Source organism: Streptomyces sp. NPDC090077, assembly GCF_044747545.1.
Taxonomy (GTDB): Bacteria; Actinomycetota; Actinomycetes; order Streptomycetales; family Streptomycetaceae; genus Streptomyces.
Window position 1 is genome coordinate 1 of sequence record NZ_JBIVEG010000055.1, and the last position, 20,755, is coordinate 20,755.

The following is a 20,755-nucleotide window of genomic DNA, read 5'->3' on the forward strand; positions in this document are numbered from 1 at the left end:
CGACCACTGCTCGTCAGAAAGATCCCCTCGTCCCACATCAAGATCATCACGATGCGGGACGAGGAACGGAGCCGACTTTCAAAACAGGGCCTAGCGGGCCGCACCCCGGGCACGTACCAGCTCAAGCACGGGCTGACCCTGGCGACCCTGGGGACAGCGGTAGCCGCCCAGCACCGGCATGAGGAAGCCGTAGGACTGTGGACCCGCTCCCTGAACTTCATGGGCGGCGTCATCTCGGACCGCAACCGCCAGGCCGTGAAGACGATCAAGTCGGCGGCGGCCGGCTACCGCAAGCGCGGCGTGACCGGGGCCGCCGTCCTGGACCAGCGCGCCACCGAACTACTGAAAGGCAACGCGTGACCAGCACGAACCGTACGACGCCGACACGGGGGGTCGTGGTGCTGACCATGGGCGACCGGCCCACCGAGCTGCGGGCCCTCCTCGACTCGGTCGCCGCCCAAGACGGCGACCCAACGACCGTCGTGGTCCTCGACCAGGGCGTCCCCCTGCCCGCCCTGCCGGACAGCGTGGCCAGGGTGGAGCTGCCCGAGAACCTGGGGATCCCCGGCGGCCGGAACGCGGGCGTTCGATGGCTGCGTGAGAACGGCGGCGTCGACGTCGTCGTGGTCCTGGACGACGACGGACTGTTGCCCCACAAAGACACCCTGGACCTGGTCCGGGAAGCGTTCACCGCCAACCCCAGGCTGGGCGTGGTCGGGTTCCGGATCGCGGACGAGACCGGGGCCAGCCAGCGTCGGCACGTCCCCCGGCTCGGTGGAAAGAACCCGCTGGTGTCCGGGCCGGTGACGACGTTCCTCGGCGGCGGCCACGCCATCCGAATGACCGTGATCGACCAGGTCGGCGACTTCCCCACCCAGTTCTTCTACGCCCACGAGGAAACCGACTTCGCCTGGCGGGCCCTGGACGCCGGCTGGGACATCGACTACCGGGCCGACATGGTGTTGCAGCACCCCCGCACCGAAGCCTCCCGGCACGCGGTCTACTACCGCAACACCGGACGCAACCGGGTCTGGCTCGCCACGAGGCACCTGCCCGCCCCCCTGGTCCCGATCTACCTCGCGACGTGGGCCGCGTACACGCTCGCCCAGCGGCCTCCGCTGTCCGGGCTGACTGCCTGGTGGGCGGGGTTCTTCGAAGGCGTACGGACACCGTGCCCGCCGCGGCGGCCGATACGGTGGCGGACCGTGTGGCGGATGACCCGCCTCGGCCGACCCCCCGTGATCTGAACTGCCCGTGGCGGGCGCGGAGCCCCGGCCATTCCCGGCATGATGGAGGCATGAGCGCAGGTGAGTGGACAGCTACCGGCATCCCAGGGTTGGAAGCCCGCGAGGGTGACGACGGCCTCGTCTACACCCGCACCGCCGTCGGCGGCGTCCGCATGACAGGAGTACACCCGATGACCCTCCAGAGCGCCCCCACCGCAGCTGAACTCGCGGCCGCCCCGTGGAGGACCAGTAGCTACAGCGCCGTCAACAACGAGTGCGTGGAGGTGGCCGCGGATGGAGCGTGGGTAGGCCTCCGGGACTCGAAGCGCCCACAGGGGGCGGTCCTCGTGATGCAGCCGGCGGCCTTCGCCGCGCTGACGGACGCCCTGAAGGCGGACGCCCTATAGCGAGTAGAAACGTGCGAGAACTCCGGAGGGGTCCCGACTCAAGTCGGGGCCCCTCCGACGTATGTCAGAACAGTGCCGGCGAGCTCAACAGCCCGGCCCGTGGCCCGGGGACCGTTGTGCATCACGGTGCATCTGTCACGCAGAGACGAGCGACTCGGCACTATCGTCTGTGCGGTTGTGTGCATCCTGCTGAGCGGGAAGTGCGGCGGCAGTGATGCGTGCGAGCTCGGCGCGGAAGTCGACGAGCCAGCGGCGGGCCGTGCTGGGGTCGCGCTCCCCACCGGTCAGTTGTGGCGGCGTCGTTGAACGTCCTCGACCGGGGCCGTACGGATGTGGTGTACGTCGACCGGTGGACGGCGGCGGTGCGTACGGGGCGGGCGCGGGCCTGATACCGCGACTACGGCAACGGGCGGCAGGGGAGTCCTGGACTCTCTTGCCGCCCGTTGGCGTGGGTCAGTAGGTGCGGACGGCTTCGACTCTCCAGGGCTGGGCGGCATCGGGGCGGGTGAGGTGGGTGAAGACGGTGACGGTCTGGGGTTTGCCGGTCCAGCTCGCGGGGTCGCCGTGGGGTGTGGCGGTCACGATCCACGTGCGGTAGGCCTCGGTGGTGGTGTCCGCGGGGCGGCCGGCGTCGTCGGCGGCCTGGAGCTGGACGGTGGTGTAGGCGTGGTGGGCGGCCCATTCGGCCCAGTCGGCGCCGGGGGCGGAGCGGGGCGGGGTGCCCTTGATCTGCTCGGCGTACTGGGGGGTGACCAGCGGCAGGGATCTAAGGGTGGCGTCGTGCTGGCTGACGTCGATCGTGGTGTCGATCGTCCACATGATGGTGAGGGCGGCTCGGCCGACTGCGTCGGCGTCGCGCTGGTCGATTCGGCTCGGGTCGGGAAGACCCGGGCCGCGGGGGGTACCGCCCTTGCCGGGCGGTAGTGGCGGGGCCTGGGTGTACGAGGGCGCCGGGGCGGGGCCGGCGGCCTTCGAGGGGGGCGGCGCCTTCGGGTCGGTGGGGGTGGTCCCGCAAGCGGCGAGTACCGGTGCGAGTACGAGTGCGACCGTGGCCGCTGCCGCACGGGCGCGGGTCATCCGTACCTCCTGATGGTCTGCTGCTTCGAACTGTAGTAAGGGTCGGAAAGGTCCACCTCTTTGATCACGTCTCCGGTTTTCGGCGCGTGAATCATGCGGCCGTTTCCGACGTAGATTCCGATGTGGTCGTATTCGCCGTGGAGGTTGAATGCGATGGCGTCGCCCACCCGGATCTGATCGCGGGGGATTTCCTTGCCTTCCGTGGCCTGAATCTGCGAGGTCCGGGGAAGCATGATCTTTCCTCCGGATGCCTGATACACGGCGAACTGGACCAGGGAAGAACAGTCAAATCCCTTGGTGTTGGCGCCCTGGGCGAACCCGTATCCGGGCCCTTCCACGGTTCCGCCGCCCCAGCTGTAGGGGGTGCCGAGATAGCGGCGGGCCTGGGCAACGATGCGCTGCCCGAAGGGTGAATTCTGGTCGATTGAGGCGGCGGCGGTGTATTGCGGTATCAGGTCCAGGATGCTGCGTACATATCCCTGGGTTTCGGGGATATCCGGTACGCGTCCGGCTTTCTCCACGGCGAATGTCCCCGCGTTGTATCCGGCAAGGGTGAGGGAAAGGGGGTCTCCCTGTACCTTGCCGCTCTTGATCAGTGCCTCGATGTCCTTCGCGATGGCGCAGTCGTAGATGCCCTGGGTGGTGATGGCGTCCCCGGGCGTGAACACGTCGGCAACTCCGTCGGGCACTGCTGCGCCGTTCTTGCTGGCGACGTCGACGCCGTAGGCGGCCCAGGTGCTGGGGATGAACTGGGAGATGCCTGAGGCGATGATGTTGCCGTTGCTGTCGTACGAGGAGACGCCGGGCCGCCAGCCGCTCTCGGTCTCGATCTGCGCGGCGATCACCGGCGGCGTGATGATCGGGCACATGCGGCCGGCCTTGTTCACCCAGGGCAGGTACTCGGGCGGCACCTTCTTGGCGTCGAGCTCTCCGCCAAGGTTGTCCATAGCGACGGTGTCCGTACCGCCGGATCCGGCGATCAGCACGAAGGGCGCGAGGAGCACCAAACCGGTGGCGCCTAAAGCGATCTTGCTGGCGGCCCCCATCACAGCCCCCCGGCAAGCTGCTGGGCGCGGGTGCTCTCCCATGCCCGGCGCAGGGCGGGGGCGGTGACCTCCAGCACGGGGCACCAGCGGCCGGGGTCCGTGATGGGGCTGACTCCGGCGAGCACGGATGCGGTGTGGCTCTCGCTGTAGCCGACGCGCGCGGCGAGCTCGGCCACCGTCAGGCCCGAGTGCCACCGCAGTTCGTGGAGGGTGGGGGCTTTGCTGAGCGGGGCCAGGTCGGTGGTGGGCACCTCCAGCACGCGGGCGAGTGCGGCCAGGCGCGCGGGGGTCGGGTTGGCGGCGCCGGTGCTGTAGCTGCGAATAGCGGAGTAAGGGATTCCGGATGCAATCGAAACCTGCCGCATCGTCACACTCCGGGCCCCGCAGCACTGCTTGAATCGCGCCCGGTCGAATGTGGTCAACGCGCTTCTGGTCACCGGGACATGGTGCCGGATGATCACTGCCTCCTGTGTCATGAAAGGCATGGTAGATGTCACTGGGCTGCTCTACAATGGCAGTCGCAAACGAGCGGTCTTAGATTAGCCATCGTGACAGTAGGCTGTGCTGCCTGCTGGTTCGCCTGGCCCGGGTCTCTGCCGCCGCCAACACCTCAGGGCACAACTGCCGTTCACACACTGTGTGCCTTCACACGCACAGCCACCAAGGGGGTTTTGTGACCGACGATGCGGATGAGCTGCCGCTGACCGGCGACGCTTTCCGGGTGCGTGCCGCCACGACACAGCGCGTCACGGCCCCGCCGGTCCTGCCTCCGGCTCGGGTGCAGCCGCCGGCAGGGGAGGGCGCCTCAGCTGAAGCCGTGGAAGAGGCCACCGCGGCCGGGGACATAGAGGCGGCCGTGCCCGAGCCGGCGGCGGAACCGGACGCCCCTCAGGAAGAAGAGCGCGCGTCGGCCACGCCTGTGCCGCAGCTTCCGGGCCCGGTGCAAGCCCAGGTCGCAGAGACCATGCGGGCAAGGAGGGAAGAGCCGAGGGAGGGTGACTACTCCTTGGCGGCTCCCGCGCCAGCGGCCCCGCCTGCGCCGCCCGTCCACGAGTACACCCCTTTCGCGGATGCCGGGGGTCTCTACAGTCCCGCGCCGGTGCCCGATCCGAGGATGGCCGGTCCCGCGCTGGTCGCTGGCGGTGGTGAACCTGTGCTGCCTCCGCCGGTGCCGGGCTCGCGGCTCCCGGAGCCCTACCCGTCCGGTCCCGCTGCCGGTGCCGGGGAGACCGGGTTCCGTGCTTTCCAGGAAGCGGCGAGCGCGCAGGCTCCCGCGGCTCCTGCGGAATGGGGGTGGCGGGGTCTGCTGCGGCGGGTCTCGGGCGGCCTGGTGGCCCCCGCGATGGGGCAGGCGGAAGCGGCCCACCGGGCGGCCGTGGCCGGTGTCCAGAGTTCGTTGGCAGGGCCGAAAACGATCGTTTTCGTCAATCCCAAGGGCGGCGCGACCACAACGACGTCCACTCTGATGGCGGGCAAGACCTTCGGGACCCTGCGGGGTGGCGGCGTGGTGGCCTGGGACAACAACGAGACGAGGGGAACGCTCGGGGCCCGGGCCCGTTCCGCCGGCCACTGGAACACCGCGCGCGAGCTGCTCGACAACATCGACTTGTTCGAGCACTCGGCCACGGCCCGGATAGGAGATCTCGGGCTCTACCTGCGCGGGCAGGGCGGTGCGCACTTCGATGTGTTGGCTTCGGATGAACGTCCTGAGGTCACAGGGCACATCGACGCCCGCGAAGTTGCCCGGCTGCACCGGCTGTTCGAGCGTTTCTACCGGCTGGTGTTGATCGACACCGGCAACAACATGAGGGCGCCGAACTGGCTGGAGGCTGTACGGCGGGCTGACCTCCTGGTGGTGACCACGACGGTGCGGGAGGACTCGGCGTCCTCGGCGCTGTGGATGCTCGATGCGCTGGAGAAGAGCGTGTTTGGGCCCGGCCGGCTCAAGGAGCGCACGCTTACGCTCCTGACCGCTCCGGCTCCCAGCGTGGACGAAAGCATGCGGGCCATGATGATCAACATGTTCGGCGCGCGGACAAGGGCCGTGCTGCCCATCCCCTATGACGCGGCGCTGGTGAGCGGCGGGGTGGTCAACTACGACCGGCTGTCACCCGCGACACACAATGCCTGGCTTTTCGCTTGCGCGGCGATGGCTGAGGCGCTCACTGAACTCCCTGACCTGACCCGCTGAAACTTCCTGCTATCAAAGAAACGGAAATGCCCATGACGCTGTATCACCTGCATCTGGCGGCTACCGAAACGCTGGCATTCAACCCGTTTGACGGTGTGAACCCCAGTTGGGGGCCGTTCGACAACATCCTTAAAACCAAAGTCGGCATGTTCCTGGGGCTGGCCTGGGCTATCGGCTTCGTCTATACCGCGTACAACCTGGTCGTGTCCGTTGCCCGGCTGAGCCAGGCGAAGAAGGGCGGTTACGGCGACAGCTTGGACGAAGCGAAAGCGGACACTCTCAAGGCGGCGGCCGCCACGATCGGTCTGACGGCACTGCCGGTCATCTACGGCGTTCTGGTCGCCGCCTAAGTGCTGTTACGGACCTGACGCCACACGAGAGGGGGGCACCACGATGAATGTGCGGATTGACTGGGAGCCGGGAGGCGGCAACTCCTCCGGGCGGCAGGCGCCACAGGGCAGGCGCCCGGCCACAGCCAGGCGCAAGAACCTGCTGCTGCTCGGGGCGGTGGGCGCGGGCGTGCTGGCCCTGGCCGGCGCGCTGATCCTGACGCCGGGCCAGGACGGCCCGGGTGACTCGGGGAAGAACGCGGCCGCTGGGCCGACGCCGTCGGCAGGTACCGCCGGGGCGAACCAGGCCTCCGACGCCCCGGGCCTGCCGCGGGGCACCGCCTCGGCGGCCGGGAGGCTCTCCAGCCGCACGGTGGCGGGCCTGCCGCGCGGATTCCCTCGGACACAGGACGGTGCCGTGGAGGCGGCGGGAGTCCTGGCCGCCCGCTCCCTCGACATGTACCGCATGCAGCGGGCCGACCGGGACCGCTACCAGAAGGACATCTACGCCACCACGCCGCTCGCCGACTTCGAGGAGAGCGGCAACCGGTGGCGGTCCTCGCGCGGCCTCGATGATGCGGGGGCGCTGACCAACGCGGGAGGCGACCGCCGGTACACCTCGCTGTGCCACCCGGAGCTCGGCGCCTACAAGCTGGAGTCCTACACCCCGGCAGACGCGACGGTCACGGTCTGGTTTCCGTGCATCACGGGGCTGATCGACCCCAACAAGCCGGGCGGGCTGGAGAACTCGTGGAGGATTGCGCAGTTCGCCCTGAGCTGGACCAATGACGACTGGCGGATTACCTCGACCGGCTCGGGCACGTACCAGGATCCGCCGAACCCGAGGGATTCGGGCCAGCCTGTGACGTCCTATACGGAGCGGGCTTCCCTGCTCCAGCCCCTGGGGACCGGGTGGCGCCTCTTCGCGGACGCCACAGCAGTACGCCCGGCAGAGATGGAAGAGGCCTACAAGTGACCAGTCTCTCCCGTCTGGGCGCGGTGATGGCTGCCCGCCCGCGCCTGGCCTTCGGCGGCCTGGCGGGGATCATCACGTTGACCGTGATGGCCGCGCCGGCCGTGGCGGCGCCGCCCCCGAAGGACCCGTGCGACAAGATGGGCGGTTTCTCGGGCATCGCCTGCGACGTCGGGAACCTGATTCCCGGCGTGAAGGGAATGGGAGACATCTGGGTCAGCGCCGACGAAACGCGAAAGGCAATTTCCTCGGTCGCCTCGGGCTCATTCCTGGACGACTGGGCAAAGAGCACGGCCGAAGCCGTGACATTCCTTCTCGCCTTCGTTGACTCGACGGCTGAAAAGCTTTCGACTCCCGCCTATTCACAGCCGTGGTGGCAGAAGCAGTATGCGGTTTCCTTCGGTCTGGCACTGATCGTGCTGGCCTTCATGATGGTTCTGATTACCGCACGGATCGGCTCGGCCGACGGTTCGGTATCGGGTGTGGAGCTGCTGCGCAAATCAGGCTTCCGCCTCATCTTTGTTTTCCCTGCCATCGCCATAGCGCCCGGGTTTCTGTATTCGCTGCAACAACTCGCAATGTCGCTGACAAAATCGTTCTCGACTGAGGCGATGAAAGACGGGCACGGCGCCGTCGGCGAGATGATGACACAGCTTAAGGATTCCGCCGGCGACTGGGGCCGGTTCGGCGGGGTGTTCGTAGCCATCGCCATGATGGTTTTCATCTTCCTGGCCTCGCTGATTCTGCTGGTCGAGATCGCAGTTTCGCAGTGGGGTCTGATGCTCGCCGGGCTTCTGGTGCCGTTTGCCCTGGTAGCGGCCGTCTACCCGCCGTGGAGCCACGTTCTGCGCAAGGTCTCGGCCCTGATCTGCACCCTCATGTTCCTACCCGTCTTCGTCTTCTTCTTCTTCTGGACGGTATGGGCGGCATTTAAGGACATGATCGGCGGGGACCATGCACAGAATTCCGGGTTCTCACTGCTGCTCTTCCTCCTTATCTCATTCCTGATGATCGACGCTTTTCCGCTCGTGGCCATGTGGCTGATGTCTTTGGTGACGGGGGACGGTGCCAGTCCGATGGACGCAGGTGTACGGGGGCTCGTGCCCTCACCTACCGAAGGAAGTCCCTCGGCGGGTTCCGGGAGGGACAAGGAGTTCCATCAGACGGACGGCGAATACGACGGGGGCGGCGGGCACGGTGACTCCGACGGCGTCGACGATGCGGATTCCGAGGGAGGCGGCATGGATTCCGAGGGTGATGACGGGAGCGTTGACAAGTCCGCACCGGGCCACGCCGACGACGACCAGGGCGACGATGTGAGCGGGGACGCCCATATCGCCTCCGAGACCGACACGGACCCGGGCCGCGGCGCCGGCAACGGCGAGGAGACGCCGGGGAGCGGGGACCCGCAGGACGGCACTGTGCGCGATGTTGCGCCGGAACCGGGGTCGCCTGAGGACGCGGCGGGCGGCGGCACGGTCCGCGGCGGTCCGGGCGGCGGGGCCGTGGAGGGTGGCGCAGTCGTGCTCAAGGACGAAACCACGGCTGCCGAGTCGCGCGGGCGGGACACGACGCAGGAGAACACGAACGACGATGGGGGTGACGAGCGGTGAGCATGCGCACCTATGTCCTGGGCGGTGAGACCCGCCGACGGACGCTGTTCAACGGCGTGGGCCGGGCCCAGGTCATCGTCATCATCGTGGGCCTCGGAGTGTGGCTGACGGTCATGATGGTCACCCGCTCGGGGTGGGCGCTGCTGGGCGGCGTCGTGCTGGGGCTCGTCGCCACGGCGGCGATCCGCCGCCGCACGGTGATGGGTGAGTCCTGGGCGGGGTCGGTGTTCGACCGCGCCGCATTCCGGCCCTCGACCGACAAAGCACCCGACTTCGTCCCCGGCGAAAGCCTGCCGCGGGAGGTCGGGGAGATCCGCGTACTTGCGTACGCTCCGCCGGTGGCCCGTAAGGCTCCGATGGCGATCGTGCACCACAAGGATCACCGGCGCGGGACCTGGAGCACCGGGCACCTGACCGCGACGTTCGAGATTCAGGGCGCGGGTGACGGGCTGCTGCCGGCGTCGCAGGTCGACACGGCGGGCCTGCGCTTTGAGCGGCTGCTCGGGGGCCTGGCCAGTGCGGAGATTCCGGTGGATCAGCTGGACGTGTGCACGCGGATCCTGCCGGTGCACCCGGACGCGTACCGCGACCACATGGCGGGCCTGGTGGTGCCGTCGGCGCCTGAGCGCCTGCGGGCGTCGATGGCTGAGCTGGCCGGTTTCGCGGCGGGCTCCTCGGAGGAATACCGGTCATTCGCGACGATCCGGATCCCGCTGCCGCAACTTCAGGCGTCCGTCGGGGTCCCGATGGACCTGGACGAACTCTGCGCGAACACCTTCGACCTGGTGGGCGATGTCGTGCGCCGTGTCGACTCGGCCGGATACCGGCTGCGTGCCGTGCTGGGCCCGCGCCGTCTCGGCGCGCTCATCCGGCACCTGCATGACCCTGATCACGACATGGATGATCTCGCCGGCATCGGGAGCGTGGTCGACGGCTGGGGCCAGGTCCGCCACCGGGCAAAGGACTGGGTGCGGGTAGAGGGGACGGCACGCGACTGGTATCATGCGGTGGCGCATCTGCCGCGCGACGGCTGGCCGTCTCAGGCGGTGAACGCCCGGTTCATGGAGACGTTTGTCACGCAGGTGTCACCGGCAACGATCCGCACCGTTGTGTCGCAGTTCCGGTTGGTGCCCAAGCTCCCGGCCCGGCAGATGGCCCGGATGGGGCTGACGTACGACGTCGCCACCAAGCGGGGCGCCGACAAGAAGCAGCAGATTTCCACCGGCGAGACGGAAGCGTCGATGACGGCGGCGCGGCGGACCCTTCAGGACCTGATGCAGCCGGTGACCGGCGGCGTGCATCCGGCGGTGCGGGTGCTGGTCTCCGCACCTGATCCGGCGCTGCTGTCGGCCGCCCGTAAGCGGGTGGTCGGCGCTGCGGAGAACGGCGGTGTCACCCGCCTGGACTGGCAGACCTACCAGCATCACAAAGCGCTGGTCACCACGCTGCCGATGGCACGAGGAGTACGCACATGAGGATCCGCGAACGCAAGCGGCGCCCGGCGCCCGTGGTCCCCGACGCGGACACGCCGCAGGGGCTCCCGTCGGAGGTGCCGGATGAGGTTCCGGATGAGGTTCCGGATGAGGTTCCGGGGCCGGTGTGGGCGCCGACTCCGCAACGCCCCCGACGTAAGTTCCTTCAGATGGCGCGCCGCTATGAAGCGGACCAGGAAACGATCTTCACGTCGAGCCGGCAGGCGGGCGCGCTGAACCCGGCGATCGTCTCGACACACCCGCCGCTGGCGGGCCCGATCACGGGAATTGACGTGACCACCGGTCAGCCGGTCTCCACGGACCCCCATGAGCTGTACCGGGCGGGCAGGATCACAAGCCCGAACGTGGTGATCCTGGGCGACATCTCGTCGGGTAAGTCCGCGTTGGCCAAAACCACCTACGTCACGCGGCCGGTTGGGTTGGGCCGTCAGGTCGCTGTGTTCGACCGGAAGGACCAACAGGGGCGGGGCGAGTACCAGCGGGCCGCAGAGCTCTGCGGGGTGCCGGTGGTCCGGTTCGCGCGCTCGGGCGGCACCGTCATCAACCTGCTGGACCCCCGCATCTCGACCACGTCGCTGGACGCGGAAGACGCAAGCCGGGTGGGTCAGGACCGGCTCTTGCTGATGGTGGCGGAGCACGCGCACGGACCGCTGACATCGCGGGAGCACTACGCGCTGCGGACGGCGCACGCGACGGCGCTGGAGCGGGCACAGGCCAACGCGCGGGTGGGCACGATCCACGACGTAATCAGCGCGCTCTACGATCCAGCCGACTCCGCCATCCCTCGGCCCCACCTTCAGGGCGAGAAGATCGTAACGAGGGCGCACGTCATCCAATGGGGCCTGGATCTGGCCCTCGACCTGGAGCGGTTCGTTTCGGGTGACCTGTCGGGCCTCCTGGACCGGGAGACCAGTACAGATCTGGACCTGGACGCACCCCTGTTGGTGTTCGATACGTCCGCGCTGCCTGAGGAATCGCCGGCGCTCGCCCTGGTCATGGCGCTCGTCTCCACCTTCCTCGCCGCGGTGTGGTCCAAGAAGCCCGGTCAGCGGGTCATTGTGCTGGAAGAGGGCTACCACACCACTCGCCTGCAATCACGCGGTACCACGGCGGTGGCCACGATCCTGAGGTCTCTGGCCAAGCGGGGCCGCGGCATCGGCCTGTCGTTCGTGACGGTCATTCACCACGTCTCGGACGTACCGGAGGACTCTGACGCGATGTCGCTGATCAGGGAGGCGGACGTCATCCACGTCTACCGCCAGTCGCGGGCCGACGACGCGCGGGCCGTAACAGACCTGTTCCGGCTGCCGCCACGCGTGTTCGACATGCTCGGCCGCCTTGAACGGGGCGTCCACATCCTGCGAATCGGTACGGAGCCGCCCCGCAAGGTCCGCCACATCCGCACCCAGCTGGAGCGGTGGCTGACGGACACGGACGAAGCGATGACCGGTGTCCATGTCGCCCGGCCTGAGGTGGTCGCGTGATCGTCTACGCGGGCGCAGTCCTCGGCCTGCTGATCGTCGCGGGGGTGGCGGCCTACGTACGGGTGGCCCTCGCTCCGGGCCGCCCGCCGGCTGCCTCGCGGCCCGTGGATCCGGCAGGCGGCTTCGCCTCCGGGGCCCAGGTCCGGGCCTCCCTGTCGCAAGAGGCTCTGCTAAGGGCGGCTCCGCAGGTGCGGCCGTCGCTGCCCGTCGCCCCGGCGACGGCGGCCAAGCAAAGGAAGGGCCTGTTCCGTGGCCGTCGATGACACGTCCAAAGAGTTCGCGGCGGAGGAGTTCGGCTACTACCTGGGCCAGCCGGTACGGCCACAGGTGGATATGCCGCTGTACTCGCCCTATGACCAGTCCCTGAGGGTGATTGGTCCTATGGGGTCGGGGAAGACGTTCAGGTTTCTGGCCCGGGTGATCCGCAACGCGCCGGGCCCCGGCCTCTACACCTCGACCAAACCGGACGTCTATGAGCTGACGGCGATGGCGCGGGCGCGCCGCGGCCCGGTGGTGACCTTCGACCCTCAGGGTGTCGTGCCCGGGCAGGAACCGCTGAGGCTGTCGCCAGTGCACGGGGCACAGGACACCCAGGTTGCGGAACTGCGGGCTAAGGCGTTCATCGCGGGCACCCGGGCGGGCGAAAGCGCGGATGAGGGCGCGGAGTTCTACAGGGGGCAGGCGGCAACGCTGTTGCGCTGTCTGCTGCACGCGGCCGCTCTCGACGGGGCGTCGCTTCGGGATGTCCTGCGCTGGGCTCGCCGGCTCGATGACCCGGCCCCCCGCTCGATCCTCGACCATCACCCCGGGGCGGGGCCCGGTTGGGCTGATGACCTGCTGACGGTCATCCGCGGCGATGACCGCACGGTGGGCAACACGCGGACGACGCTGGCGGCCGCGCTGGCGCCGTTCGCCCATCAGGATGTGATCGACGCGACCGATGTATCCCCCGACAAGGCCACCGATCTGGAAAGCCTGCTAAACGCCAACGGGTCGGTGTACTTGCTGGGGAAGGACTCTCCGCACAGCAGCGTTTCCCCGCTGGTCACCGCGCTCACTGAGGACATCCTCGACCGGGCGGAGAAGCTCGCAAACCTGAAGCCGGCCCGCAGATGGGATCCGCCGCTCCTCGCGGCGCTGGACGAAGCCGCGAACATCGCCCCGTTGCCGTCGCTGCGGCAGCGGGTGGCGGACGGGCGCGGCCGCGGGCTGTCCCTCATGTACTTCGTCCAGGGATGGTCATCGGCGGTGGCCCGGTTCGGACGCCACAACGCTGCCGAACTCGCGGACTTCACGAACAACGTGCTTGTGTTCGGCGGGGTGAAGGATCCGGATTTCCTGCGGGACATGGAGGCCCTGTGCGGAAAGCGGCGGGTCCTGAAAACGTCCTCGACGTCCTCGCGGGCCCGTGGTGAGCAGGGAACCCGGTCGGTGTCGGAGGATCTGGAGCCGGTGATGCCCAGCTGGGAGATCGGCCGACTGGACCGTGACAACGGGCATGCGCTGCTGCTGGCGGGAAGCTTGCCGCCCGTCATCACCCGTCTGCCGCTGCTGTCGGAGGATCCCGACTGGCCGCAGATTGCTGCGGAAGTGGCGCAGATCCGGGCGCACGCGAACACGGCGGCCAGCCGGCTGTCGACGGCTCGGCGGCGCTTGCAGGAAGAGCACGAGACGGCCTGGAGCGCCCGCAACGGCGGTCTTGTGGCCCTGGACAAGGGAAGTGATCGCCGGTGAAAGACATGTGGCCATGGCCGCCTCTGCCTGACCTCGTCAAGGCACGACTTGCCGCGATGGCGGCGGAAGACGACGAGGAGAACGACGACGAGGGCGGCGAAAGGCCTGCCCCCGGTGTCGATCCGCACACAGGTGAGGCCCTGGACCGTGTGGTGCGTCCGTGGGACCTGACGATGCTGGATGAGGAGATGCGGCCGGCCGTCATGGGCTGGCTCGATGACGTCGTGATGTGGCTCAACCACTCCTACGGCTGGCAGGACTCCCAGGTGATCCCCGGTTGCTGGCCCCGTCACCTCGGGCTGGCTCACGACCTGGCGGCGCTCGCATTCGGCCGCCTGGACGCCTACGAACCATCGACGGCTGCCTACGTGGGGCGGTGGCATTCCGATCTTGAGGACTTCCATCGTCGTATGGCGGTCGCCCTCGGCGAATCGGGCCGGGACTGCCAGATCGGCAAGCACAAGGTGCCGTCGGAGTACACCGTGACCGCGGTACAGCAGGAGATCGCACGTCGGAAGAACGCCGACCGGGTCAGCTGAGCCCGGTCTGAAGGTGGGCCGTCATCCCGGATTCGGGGTGGCGGCCCACCGGCGTGTGCGGCAGGGCGATGGTTCTGCGGGATCAGATCCGCGGGCCGTCCGGCCGCTGGGGCGGCGGCTGCTTGCGCCTGCGGTCCGGCCTCAAGTCGTTCTGCTGGCCTCGCTGATCGCGGTCGTACGCCTGGTCCAGACGCGCCGAGACATTCCGCCGCTTCCTGGCCGTCGGCGCCTGTTCCTGCTGCTGGGGCGGCGCCGTACTGGTGTCGGGCGCCTGCTGCGGCCGGGCGGGCTGTGCGGGCGTCCGGCGACGTTCCGCCTGGAGGGCGTCCGGCCCGGTGCGGTCCGCGTACGCCGCGTCCAGCCGTGCCGTGGTGCGGGTGCGCGCCTCGTTCGCTGGCGGCTCGGACTGGCGGCGGCGGGCCGTTTCGGCTGTGCTCGCGGCGGGGTTGCCCTGCTCGTCGGTCCGGGAGCGGCCCGGTCGGGGGTCGGGTGCGGGTGCTTCGGGGCGACGGTGTTCGGCGTGGAGGGCATCGGGGCCGGTGCGGTCGGCGTACGCGCGCTCCAGTCGAGCGCGCGGGCCGGCTGCACGGTGGGCGGACCGCTCGCGGGCCTCGGCCGTCCGCTTCTCGTCGTCCATCAGGGCACGGGTACAGGAATCCTCGCGGAGCTCCGCAGCGTGTTCCCGCAGGGCTGCTGCCGCCTCGCGGGCCTGCTGTGGCTTTGTACGTCAGTAGCGGGTTCTGGCACAGATCTTGGGGAGCGGTCGCGGAGTGTCACCGGGGCGAGGCAGGAGACGGGTCAGCCCTCAGGGTGGCTTGCCGGGGCAGTCTCAAATTCCCGGTGTTCTTACGAGCTGTGCTGGCATCGTAGGAACATGGCAGCGATTGAGGACACATCCGGACCCGGCAGCCCTGTCCACAGCGCGTATCCGCCCTTCGTGGAGGCAGCGTGGCTGTATCAGGCGGATCAGGTCTGTCCGGAAGACCTGCCGATGACCGCTGCCCTGGCACTCGCAGTGGGGATGGACACACCGGCTCTGTGCGAGCTCGCCGGTCTGTCGCGTCATGCGGACCCCCGGGACATCCGTGACACATTCGAGCAGGCTCTCGAAGAATTGGGGATGATTCTGCCCAGTCGTCACCTGGCTCGGCGATTTGCGCTGCGTAGGCTGGCCGCGCGATTCACTGCCGGGGAGGTGGATCTTGCCGAGTTGGCATCGGACGAGTGGTCGGAGATGCAGGTCGAGACTGTTGAGGAGCAAGGATTCCTGGCGCTACTCCCGCCATGCTCGTGCTGCATCGAGTACACGGTGGGGCTGGAAAAGACGGCGTGGGAAGCGCAACTGCAGATCGCAGCCTGTGCCTTGGTCGCGCACCCCACGGTCGGGCCGCGCTTGTGACCAGTGAGGTGAAGGCTGCTCTGGCGCAACGTCTGGGGTGGCGATCGCGGAGAGTCACTGGAGGAGGATCATCTTGCGAAGCAGTTCGAATCCGGCTCGCCCGTAGAGCTGCCGCTTGATCTTCTTGATGCGGTTGACGGCGCCCTCGATGCTGCCGGAGCTCCAGTTCAGGGTGAGGCCAGCCGTCACGGCGTCGAGGTCTCGGAGCATGTGGAGCGCGAAGCCGGTGAGACCCGGCAGCTGGCTGGTGTCGACTGCGTCGATCCAGGCAGGGAGCCTGTTGCCGAGGCGGTCGGTGAGCATTTCGCCGAAGTCGCGGACATGTCCGGCGGGCGTGTCCAGTTCGGGGCAGCGTGCCAGAACATCTTTCAGGCTGGCCCGGTCGTCTTCGCTCAGCGTGGCGGGGTGTCTGGTGAGCCATCCGGTCACCTGCCGCACCGTCAGGGGCCGGGGCGGCGCGCCGGCCGGAGCCCCGCGGAGGGTGGCAACGTGGCTCCGGACCATCTGGTAGGTGACGGGTGCGTTGTCGGCCAGGAGTTCGCCGTGGAGACGGGTGACGCTGGTGCATCCCTCGGCGAAGCGTTGCTCCAGGTAACGCTTGTAGGGGTCCAGCCTGCTGGGTCGGGGCCGGTTCTCGCGGATGGTGTCCTGCCAGCGTGCGGCGTTCGAGTATCTGAGCACGGTGTTGAGGCCCCAGCCCAGGTGCCGGGCGATCGCCCGGCGTGAGTGGCCTTGAGCAAGGAGCTCGTGGACCACGGCGTGCGCGGCCTTCTTCCGCTCGGCCCGTCGGCCGAGGGGCGCTGGGTCGTCCTGCGGTCGGCCGGAAGTCAGACGGGTGGCCTCCGGCAACATGCCGCTGGGCGAAGGGTCGCGCAGGCAGTCCCGGTGGGCGGCAACGCAGGTCTCCACGGCCCGGCCGAGGCCCTGCCGCAGATGGAACCGGTCGGCGACCTGCAGAGCGTCGGGGGCGCCGCGCCGGGCACCCTCGGCATAGGCGCCCGCCCGGTCCCGGCAGATGATCTCCACGCCAGGGTGACGGACCAGCCAGGCGGCCAGCGGTCCGGCCTCGCGGGTCGGGAGCACGTCGACCACGCGATGGTCTTCGACGCTGGTCAAGACGGTGGAGTAGGTCTGGCCACGACGGATCGCGAAGTCGTCCACACCCAGCACGCGCGGAGTAGCGAACTGCGGATCGGGCAACGCCATGACCCTCCGTAACAAGGTCATCCGACCTGCTCCGTAGCCCAGCTGAGCAGCCAGCCGAGCGCCGGCCCGCCCGGCAAGCGCGAGCCCCACCCGCTCCAAGGCGCGGTTGAGCCGCGTCGTGAACCGTGCGTACGGGGCAGCCAGTCGCGAGAACGGTTCGGCGAACGTCCGACGCGGGCAGTCCACCGACCCGCAGATGAAGCGCCGGACCGTCAGCCGGATCACCAATCCCTGCTCAGCGAGCGGCAAGTCCTTCAGCCGGCGCCGGTAGCTGTCGTGGACTCGATCTGAGCAGCGGCCGCAGTCCGGGCATACAGCCTCGGCCGCGCGGCCTCTCGCCACCACCTCGACCGTGCCGAACACGGCCGTAACCGCCTCGACATCCACCTCGTCGATTCCGTCGAACACCAGCGATTCCCAGAACGGTGCATCCTGCATGACCAGCACCATCACCGTCCGCAACCGCCCACAGCAGCGGGCGGCAACAACCTGAGGGGGCGTCACCTCCAGCTGTATGACAACAAGGCGTACGCCGTCTCACGCGAGCCCACCTCCTCGCAATCGAACATGGAGGTTACGCTCCGCGACCGCTCCCCAAGATCTGTGCCAGAACCCCGTTCTCACCTACGAAGCCAGGCCTGCTGGTCACCAGCGTGGTCGATCGCCACGGCTGTGGTGACGGCCTGCTGTGCTGCCGTGATCAGCTCGGTTTCGGAGAGGGTGCCGTGCCGGCAGTCGGCCCATGCGAGCCGCTCAGCGCGACCACGCTACGTGCGGCCGTCACCCGTGCCTCGTACTCGCCGTCAAGAGCGGCATCGGTGCCGTCCGAGGGCGCCGCGGTGGCGGGTGCCGACATTCCCGCGCAGGCACAGACCTCGACGGCAACCGACGTGGCCACCGTTCCCGAACACGTGCGGCCGCCGGTCGGCCTGCCGCCCCGCGCCTACCTGAGTGAGTGGGCTCGCATCCGTGCTCGGATCGTGGTCACCGATCGATGTTGGGTGTATTGCGGAGCACTGAGCGATGACGGGTACGGACGGTTCTGGGCGGCCTCGTCGGGCGGCGGCCGGTCGCCGGTCGTCCGGCCCTCGCGCTGGATGTGGCAGGCACATCACGGGTCCATCCTCGACGGCCAGGTGGTCCGCCACGGATGCGATCACAGTTGGTGCACCCGGCCCGAGTGCCTGAGCCTGGGAAACCAGAGCGAAAACCTCGCAGACGCGGTTCGCCGGGATCGGGTGACACACCGGAGCCGTACCGGCAAGGCCAACAGACGTGGGGCCGCGGTGGCGGCACGGGAGGTACGGGCGGCTGTGCTCGCTGCCGTCGGGATCGGCGAGCACGATCCGGCGCGTCTCGGGGAGATCGTGTACCACGTGCTGGCAGACAGCGATCCGTCCGCGGACCACGGCCGCCTGTTCTGGGCCCACGCAAACCTAACGGGTCCCACCCTCGGGCGAGGCTGGGACCCGTTAGGTTTGCGGTTGCTCGACCATGGGCGGGTGTTCGTATCAGATACGGGGTCCGTCATGCCGTGGCGGCGGTTGCTGTCGTCGTCGCCGCGCCGCCTCGTCCCGGGTCGTGTCACCCTGCGGGTCGCGTCCGTAGGCCTTATCGAGTCGCGCGGACACGCCTCGTGATCGCTCTCGTGCGGCAGTGGTGGCCTTCGGCTTCGCTGCGGAGGTGGTCGATGGTGCTGGTGAGGGGCCCGGGACAGGGGAGGAGTTGCGCTCGTGGTGTCTGTGTCGTTCGCTCGCGAACTGCTGCCGTGTCCGGTCCTCGTGCGCGCGCACGGTCGGCGGGAGGGCGGCTCTGCGCTGTCGCTCCGTCGGGTCGGGGGTGTGGTCGAGTTGGCTTTCGGAGCGGAGTGGGGCGGGAAGCGTCGCGCCGGTGAGGGGCTGGTCCCGCATCGTCGCGAGGATGAGTTTGGATGCCTCGTGCGCGGTGCGATCGGGAGTCGTGGGATCGGCCCCCGTCATGAGTGCCACGGTGTCGGCATCGTGCGCCAAGCGCTGCAACACGGGGCGGCTCGCGTCGTTCACCTCCGACCGTGCGGCCATCTGCACGATCACCGTGCGGTACATGGGTAGCCAACTGGCCGCCTCCTCGGCCGGGAACGCTCGGGCCCGCTCGTCGCCGAGCGCACGCACGGCGGCCGGTGGATGTATCCACGCGCGCGACTGCTCGTCGCGCTCGTTGGTGTAAAGATCGGCCCCGGTTCGGTTGGTGATCGTGATCCGGCTGAACGCGGGATCGGCCTCGGCGGCGGCTACGGTCTCCGGCACCTTGGCATAGGCGAGATCCTGGAGTGCCGTGGGTGTCCAGCGGCCTCCGTCCAAAAAGCGGTCAACGGCATCGAGCCGGCTTCGCTCCTCGCGCACGGCGAGTGCGACCATCTCGACGCGGTAGCCGGCCTCGGCGAACTCCTGGCCCGTCCGGAGCGTCATGGCCGGGTCCCTGAAGACGCCTTCGAGAATTAGGCTGTGTCGCTCGCGCTTCGCGTGCTCGATGCTCATACGCACCCATGCGCCCGATGCCTGCGCGGTCGCGGTCTCGCGGGTCTGGGCGTCAAGGTGACGAAGCTCGGCATGCCGGGGGTGCAGTGAGCGCAACTCGTCACCGGTCAACGGAACGAGGTGGCCGCCGGCGTGTCGCTGCTGGGTGGCGGCCATGGCCATGCTCTTGCCGGCTGCGGGCTGCCCGCCCAGCAGAACGAGCACGGGCCGGTCCTGCGGCTCGAAACCGCGGAAGACCCGTTCCCGCACTCGCTGATCGAATCGGGCTCTGAGCTCGTCCTCCGAGAGGTAGAAGTCGCTGGGCTCGGTCACTCGCCGGCCTCCAACCGGTCCGCCTCGGCCGTCCACTTGCCGATGTACTCGATCAGCTGCCCCCGGTCGTGGGCGGGAACGGCAAGCTTGGTGTCTCGAACCTCCATCGCCTTGGCCCACCACCGGTCACGGTCGACGTCGGTCGCTGCCTGATCGGATCGGTGCGTGTACTCACCGATCAACCGAACGGACGCCTCGGTGAAGATGTCGTACACCACGGCGGTGGGCCGGTGCTCGTACGGGGCCTGCGCATTCATGGGTCTTCGCCTTCTTGTCGCTGTCGATGGGATGAGCCGGCAAGGTCTGCTGGTTCATGGGCGTCATCCCTCGTTGATGTTGGCATCGAGGCCCGGCGCCGCTGGTGACTTGGGAAGAGTCGTGGTTGCCGGAGGACTCGTGCGTTCAGTGCAATCCACTTTGGCACGCGGCGAAGTCGACGTCAGCAAAGGAAAGTCGGGGGAGACAGCTGGCGGGGAAGTTTGAATGTGGCTGATCAGCCCAGCCCTGGAAGCGAGAATCCGCTCGTCTGTCCCCGGTCGCGGTGACGCAGTGCACATGCGATCCGCTGTTTTTCGGGCCCACCGCCTCGACTCTTCCCAAAGCGGCGACGACGGGCCCGTGAGGAATGACGCCCACGAGCACGACGTCTTCGCTCCGTATGACGAGACGTAAGGCCAGAACGAGACGCTTATGTGATCCATGTCATAGCAAAATGGATGACGTGGCGTTGCACTCTGCCGCCTGGGGCCTGACAGGATGCGCAGCTGTTCCGGATGCCGCCTCCAAGGCGTAAAGCAGGGGCGACACCGGCAGGACCCCCCAGCGTCCTCGACCTCGGGAGGTCGTCGACCTCATGGCCATGCTGGAGAAGCCGGTCCAGGACGCGAAGTCCACCCTGCGGCGGGCCCGCGTACCCGGCCCCGACGTTTGACGCTTGGAGCTGGGTACGCAGCGTCGGTCAGCTGGCGGTCTGGTAGGCCGTCACGTCATCGCCGGACTTGGAGATCGCGATGCCGGTGAAGGCATTGACGAGGTCCGGGGCGATGCCCGGGGGCGTGGGCATGTCCGCTCCGGTACGGGAGTCCAGGGCCACCGTGCCGTCGGCCGTCTTGGCGTAGACCCGCCCGTGCCACACCGTGGTCACCTTGGGGGCGATACGGCCCGCCTTCTCGTCCGGCAGCTGCCACAGGGCGGCCCCGGTCGTGGCGTC

19 protein-coding genes and 3 pseudogenes are annotated in these 20,755 nt (G+C 68.7%); 14 read left to right on the forward strand and 8 right to left on the reverse strand.

The window, feature by feature from the left end; translation table 11 throughout:
- The 3 genes and pseudogenes from ACIPW5_RS39035 to ACIPW5_RS39045 form a co-directional block, all read left to right on the forward strand.
- Positions 1–360 (forward strand): annotated as a pseudogene (locus ACIPW5_RS39035) (tetratricopeptide repeat protein); the annotation flags it as partial.
- A gap of 47 nt (positions 361–407) precedes the next feature.
- Complete coding sequence (locus ACIPW5_RS39040) at positions 408–1,247, forward strand: glycosyltransferase family 2 protein (RefSeq protein WP_401256071.1); 840 nt, start codon at positions 408–410, stop codon at positions 1,245–1,247.
- A gap of 50 nt (positions 1,248–1,297) precedes the next feature.
- Positions 1,298–1,633, forward strand: coding sequence for a DUF397 domain-containing protein (locus tag ACIPW5_RS39045; protein ID WP_401256024.1), 336 nt, complete (start codon positions 1,298–1,300; stop codon positions 1,631–1,633).
- A 453-nt stretch (positions 1,634–2,086) separates the two neighbouring features.
- Here ACIPW5_RS39045 and ACIPW5_RS39050 read toward each other — a convergent pair whose 3' ends face one another.
- Genes ACIPW5_RS39050 through ACIPW5_RS39060 form a run of 3 tightly spaced genes read right to left on the reverse strand, consistent with a single transcriptional unit; the run spans position 2,087 to position 4,241 of the window.
- Positions 2,087–2,710: a hypothetical protein gene (locus tag ACIPW5_RS39050; protein WP_401256027.1), complete on the reverse strand. Its 624-nt coding sequence runs from the start codon at positions 2,708–2,710 to the stop codon at positions 2,087–2,089.
- Positions 2,707–3,756: an NlpC/P60 family protein gene (locus ACIPW5_RS39055; RefSeq protein ID WP_401256029.1), complete on the reverse strand. Its 1,050-nt coding sequence runs from the start codon at positions 3,754–3,756 to the stop codon at positions 2,707–2,709. The genes ACIPW5_RS39050 and ACIPW5_RS39055 overlap by 4 nt, the downstream gene beginning before the upstream one ends.
- Positions 3,756–4,241, reverse strand: coding sequence for a helix-turn-helix domain-containing protein (locus tag ACIPW5_RS39060; protein WP_401256032.1), 486 nt, complete (start codon positions 4,239–4,241; stop codon positions 3,756–3,758). The genes ACIPW5_RS39055 and ACIPW5_RS39060 overlap by 1 nt, the downstream gene beginning before the upstream one ends.
- A 188-nt stretch (positions 4,242–4,429) precedes the next feature.
- On the opposite strand from ACIPW5_RS39060, the gene ACIPW5_RS39065 reads away from it, so the two are divergent.
- Genes ACIPW5_RS39065 through ACIPW5_RS39105 form a run of 9 tightly spaced genes read left to right on the forward strand, consistent with a single transcriptional unit; the run spans position 4,430 to position 14,112 of the window.
- A complete protein-coding gene (locus tag ACIPW5_RS39065) occupies positions 4,430–5,947 on the forward strand; it encodes a hypothetical protein (RefSeq protein ID WP_401256035.1) in 1,518 nt (505 codons plus the stop codon).
- A gap of 32 nt (positions 5,948–5,979) precedes the next feature.
- Positions 5,980–6,297 (forward strand): hypothetical protein, encoded by a 318-nt coding sequence (locus ACIPW5_RS39070; protein ID WP_401256038.1) that lies wholly within the window; start codon positions 5,980–5,982, stop codon positions 6,295–6,297.
- 43 nt (positions 6,298–6,340) lie between these two features.
- Complete coding sequence (locus ACIPW5_RS39075; protein WP_401256040.1) at positions 6,341–7,252, forward strand: hypothetical protein; 912 nt, start codon at positions 6,341–6,343, stop codon at positions 7,250–7,252.
- Complete coding sequence (locus tag ACIPW5_RS39080) at positions 7,249–8,862, forward strand: hypothetical protein (protein WP_401256042.1); 1,614 nt, start codon at positions 7,249–7,251, stop codon at positions 8,860–8,862. The genes ACIPW5_RS39075 and ACIPW5_RS39080 overlap by 4 nt, the downstream gene beginning before the upstream one ends.
- A gap of 2 nt (positions 8,863–8,864) precedes the next feature.
- Positions 8,865–10,337, forward strand: a complete 1,473-nt coding sequence (locus tag ACIPW5_RS39085; RefSeq protein WP_401256045.1) for an SCO6880 family protein — start codon at positions 8,865–8,867, stop codon at positions 10,335–10,337.
- Positions 10,334–11,839, forward strand: a complete 1,506-nt coding sequence (locus ACIPW5_RS39090; RefSeq protein ID WP_401256048.1) for a hypothetical protein — start codon at positions 10,334–10,336, stop codon at positions 11,837–11,839. The genes ACIPW5_RS39085 and ACIPW5_RS39090 overlap by 4 nt, the downstream gene beginning before the upstream one ends.
- Positions 11,836–12,102, forward strand: coding sequence for a hypothetical protein (locus ACIPW5_RS39095; RefSeq protein WP_401256051.1), 267 nt, complete (start codon positions 11,836–11,838; stop codon positions 12,100–12,102). Before ACIPW5_RS39090 ends, ACIPW5_RS39095 begins: the two co-directional genes overlap by 4 nt.
- Positions 12,089–13,573: a type IV secretory system conjugative DNA transfer family protein gene (locus ACIPW5_RS39100; protein ID WP_401256053.1), complete on the forward strand. Its 1,485-nt coding sequence runs from the start codon at positions 12,089–12,091 to the stop codon at positions 13,571–13,573. The genes ACIPW5_RS39095 and ACIPW5_RS39100 overlap by 14 nt, the downstream gene beginning before the upstream one ends.
- Positions 13,570–14,112: a hypothetical protein gene (locus ACIPW5_RS39105; protein ID WP_401256055.1), complete on the forward strand. Its 543-nt coding sequence runs from the start codon at positions 13,570–13,572 to the stop codon at positions 14,110–14,112. The genes ACIPW5_RS39100 and ACIPW5_RS39105 overlap by 4 nt, the downstream gene beginning before the upstream one ends.
- Positions 14,113–14,194: 82 nt before the next feature.
- Here the strand turns inward: ACIPW5_RS39105 and ACIPW5_RS39110 are convergent, their stop codons facing one another.
- Entirely contained in the window at positions 14,195–14,749 is a 555-nt protein-coding gene (locus ACIPW5_RS39110; protein ID WP_401256058.1) for a hypothetical protein, read from the reverse strand.
- 237 nt (positions 14,750–14,986) lie between these two features.
- Between ACIPW5_RS39110 and ACIPW5_RS39115 the strand changes: the two genes are divergently transcribed.
- A complete protein-coding gene (locus ACIPW5_RS39115) occupies positions 14,987–15,511 on the forward strand; it encodes a hypothetical protein (protein ID WP_401256061.1) in 525 nt (174 codons plus the stop codon).
- A 54-nt stretch (positions 15,512–15,565) separates the two neighbouring features.
- Here the strand turns inward: ACIPW5_RS39115 and ACIPW5_RS39120 are convergent, their stop codons facing one another.
- Complete coding sequence (locus ACIPW5_RS39120) at positions 15,566–17,167, reverse strand: ISL3 family transposase (protein ID WP_401256064.1); 1,602 nt, start codon at positions 17,165–17,167, stop codon at positions 15,566–15,568.
- A 647-nt stretch (positions 17,168–17,814) separates the two neighbouring features.
- Here ACIPW5_RS39120 and ACIPW5_RS39125 point away from each other — a divergent pair.
- Positions 17,815–17,919 (forward strand): annotated as a pseudogene (locus ACIPW5_RS39125) (hypothetical protein); the annotation flags it as partial.
- A gap of 309 nt (positions 17,920–18,228) precedes the next feature.
- Here ACIPW5_RS39125 and ACIPW5_RS39130 read toward each other — a convergent pair.
- The 3 genes and pseudogenes from ACIPW5_RS39130 to ACIPW5_RS39140 form a co-directional block, all read right to left on the reverse strand.
- Positions 18,229–19,545, reverse strand: a complete 1,317-nt coding sequence (locus ACIPW5_RS39130) for a zeta toxin family protein (RefSeq protein ID WP_401256066.1) — start codon at positions 19,543–19,545, stop codon at positions 18,229–18,231.
- Positions 19,542–19,802, reverse strand: coding sequence for a hypothetical protein (locus ACIPW5_RS39135; RefSeq protein WP_401256069.1), 261 nt, complete (start codon positions 19,800–19,802; stop codon positions 19,542–19,544). Before ACIPW5_RS39135 ends, ACIPW5_RS39130 begins: the two co-directional genes overlap by 4 nt.
- A gap of 701 nt (positions 19,803–20,503) precedes the next feature.
- A pseudogene (locus ACIPW5_RS39140) lies at positions 20,504–20,755 on the reverse strand (hypothetical protein); the annotation flags it as partial.